The sequence below is a fragment of the Belnapia moabensis DSM 16746 genome (assembly GCF_000745835.1).
In the GTDB taxonomy this organism is placed as follows: Bacteria; Pseudomonadota; Alphaproteobacteria; order Acetobacterales; family Acetobacteraceae; genus Belnapia; species Belnapia moabensis.
This window is the reverse complement of sequence record NZ_JQKB01000211.1, coordinates 1-3,167: the sequence shown is the minus strand read 5'-3', so window position 1 is coordinate 3,167 and position 3,167 is coordinate 1. Positions and strand designations below refer to the sequence as shown.

General features: G+C 57.8%; 2 protein-coding genes. Both read right to left on the bottom strand.

Annotated elements, in window-relative coordinates:
• Nucleotides 1-153 precede the first annotated feature (153 nt).
• Nucleotides 154-2,508, bottom strand: coding sequence for a putative bifunctional diguanylate cyclase/phosphodiesterase (locus tag EP26_RS34295; RefSeq protein WP_084113177.1), 2,355 nt, complete (start codon nt 2,506-2,508; stop codon nt 154-156).
• 30 nt (nt 2,509-2,538) lie between these two features.
• Nucleotides 2,539-2,940: a hypothetical protein gene (locus EP26_RS30215; protein WP_157033961.1), complete on the bottom strand. Its 402-nt coding sequence runs from the start codon at nt 2,938-2,940 to the stop codon at nt 2,539-2,541.
• Between the last annotated feature and the right edge of the window lie 227 nt (nt 2,941-3,167).

The window sequence follows — 3,167 nt, the reverse complement described above, 5'->3', positions numbered from 1 at the left end:
ACGGCGCCAGCCAGCTGTCCAGGTCCTGCAAACCACGGCCCATTGCCTGCCTCCCGGAACCCAACCCCCTCCAACCGGTTCAAAGACAACGCAGGACGGCGCTAAAAGTGCCCAGGTAGTGTTAGGCAGGGCACACCTGCACGTCAGCTTGATTCACCGCATGGTCGGGGAGTGCGACAAGGTGGCCAGAAGCCGTTGGTTAAGTTCCGCAACGGGAACTGGTTTACCCAGGAGTAAACCTTGTGCCTCCGTGCAGCCTGCTTGGCGCAGCAGTTCCAGTTGTGCTCTGGTTTCAACTCCCTCAGCAGTCGTGCACACGCCTAGGCCAGCACCTAAGCCGATCACTGCTCTGACGATGGCGGCCGCGTCTGCGCGCTCGGGCAAGTCGCGGACAAACGACTTATCGATTTTGATTTTATCCACTGGAAACTCGCGGAGATAGCGGAGCGACGAGTAGCCAGTGCCAAAATCATCTACCGAGATGCGGGCGCCAATCTCCCGCAGCCGTCGGAGGGCGGCCATGTTTGCGTCCGCGTCGTGAATCATAGCCGTCTCAGTCAGCTCAAATTCTAACCTTTGGGCGCTGAGGCCGGATGAACGAAGCGCTGTAACCACACCCGTGAGAAGTCCTGGATCTTTGAGCTGTAAGGCTGAGATATTCACCGCCAATCGAACGTTTTCCGGCCAACCAGTCGCGTCGATACAGGCGCGCTCTAGCACCCACATCCCGATCTGTCCTATGAGGCCGAGTTCCTCGGCCAATGGGATAAACAATTCAGGCGATATCGCTCCACGCTCCGGACAGGTCCAACGCAGCAGCGCCTCGACGGCAGTGACCTCGTTGGTCGCAAGACTTACAATGGGTTGGTAATGAAGCTGAAACTCACACTTCGCAACTGCTCGGCGTAGATCGAGTTCCATTGAGCGCTGTTGGTGCACCTCTGTGCTCATGGCCGGCTCAAAGAAGCGGTACACACCCCGTCCATGTCGCTTAGCCCGGTAGAGGGCCATGTCGGCGTTCCCCATCAGTCGGTCTGGATCTGTGCCGTCCTGCGGCGCAAGCGCGATGCCGACGGAAGTGCCGACGACAACCTGATGAACGTCGATAGCGTAGGGGGCGCCAATTGCTTCTACCAACCGGTGGCCGAGAGAGGCGGCGGCGTCCGGCTGCGGCGCCCCGATCTGAATCACAGCGAATTCGTCGCCACCAAGCCTGGCTGCGACGTCACCCTCACGCAAACAAGAGCGAATCCGACCCGCAACAGCCCGGAGCAACGCGTCCCCGACCGGATGGCCCAACGTGTCGTTCACCGGCTTAAAGCGATCGAGGTCGAGATACAGCACCGCGACCTCGTCCCCCTCCTGTACTGCAAGAAGCGCCTGCTCAATTTTTTCTCGGAACAGTACCCTGTTACCAAGCCCGGTCAGGGCGTCGTGCTGGGCTATGTGCACAAGCCGGGCCTCGGACTGTCTGCGCTCTGTCACGTCCTCATGGGTCGTAACCCAACCTCCTCCCGACATCGGCTCGCAGGAGATAGCGATGGTGCGCCCATCGACCAAATCGACGTAAGTTACAGCCGGAGTTTGGGAATTCAGCAGCTTGCGGAGCGTGGCCTCAATGCCGCCCTGCGTAGATTGACTGGTAAGGTCTCGACCAACTTGGCCCAGCACATCATGAAGAGGAACACCGGCCAGTGCGACTCCCGAGCTTAGACGGTACAGCTGCTCGAAACGAGCGTTGCAGATAACTAAACAGCCATCCGCATCCAGCATGCAGAGACCTTGCGACATGTTCCTCAGAGCAGCATCGAAGCGTTCGTTTTGGACGCTGAGCTTGCTCAGTGTTGCCGCGAGATGCTTGCTCCTGCTTTGTAGAGCAACTTGCATGGTGTTAAACGCCTTAGTCACCTGACCTATCTCGTCCGCTCCAACTCGGTTCACGATGGGAAAATGGCCCGAGGCTGATGTTTCCTTAATGGCGGTGAGCAGACGCCCCAAGGGACGACCGACTGTCCATTGAAAGCCGATGAGACTGGCGCCCGCTGCAAAAACAAAGCCGAGCACGGTCACCAGCAGTGACAGCTCGCGACTGGCGATCCTCGCTTCGTCTATTTCACGGGTGCTGAACTGTACAATCAGGTTTGAATTTGGAACGCCCGTCAACCCGAGTGCCAAGCGCTCGCCAGGATCCTGCCCACGGCATCCGAGGCCCCGTGGCACCAATATTTGTAGGGCATTTGGGTCGGCGATATTCAGCTCAACGCATTGCACGGCCCTGTCGGCAAGCAGGGTCGCGAGCACGCGTGACGCAACCCCCTCATCCTGTAATATCTTAGAGCGGCCCACAGCGTTCGCAACATGGCCCGCATGATTGCCGACCCGAGCGGTTAGGTCCTCTAGCTTCTGCCGAACGCTGTACTCAGCAAGCCAGGCCAGCGAGCCAGCAGAGACGACGACGAAAATTGGGAAGACAAATAGTAGGAATTTAACCCGGAGGCTATTCCACATCGCAACAGCGCCCCGGCAAGGATCGAGAGGCTACTCGACAATTTTCGCCTGCCCCGCACGCATAAGGCCCTGCAAAGGGCCACGATTGGCAATTTCGGTGTGAAACACCAAGAAATTCTGACCTTCACGCGCCATGTAAAAGTCGACGTTCACCGGATTTCCCTGTTGATCGCGGAAATCCGTGCAGAGCACAAAAAACTGCCCCATTTGTACAATCCGAGAGTGTGTCTTAGCCGGCACGAGTGGATTCACCGCGCCTTCGATAACCTTGAGCTGCAGGTAAGCACCATCCACAAGCTGGCGATCAATATGCTGAGCCATGGCAGCCTGAAGGCCAGCCCTATCCGTCGGGGTGACGCGCTCGGCAGAGGCCGATTTGACGCATGCAAAGCCGAGGCAGATTACAAGAACAGCCCCATAAAGTCGCAACATCACACGCCTCTTCGCAGTTTTCCGATGATTGCCCTACGCTGAAAAGCTTTAAAATTTCTGAATCAAAAGCACCATGGTGCCCGGACAGCAGTAAGGTGCAGAGAGCGCTGAGAGTAAGCGAAGGCTTGACTTAGAATCTGAACGCGAAATAAGCGGGCGGGTTAGCTCGGAACCGGTACATTGGACCGTACGCCGGCCCCGACCATATCGGGCCGATGTCCAGCACT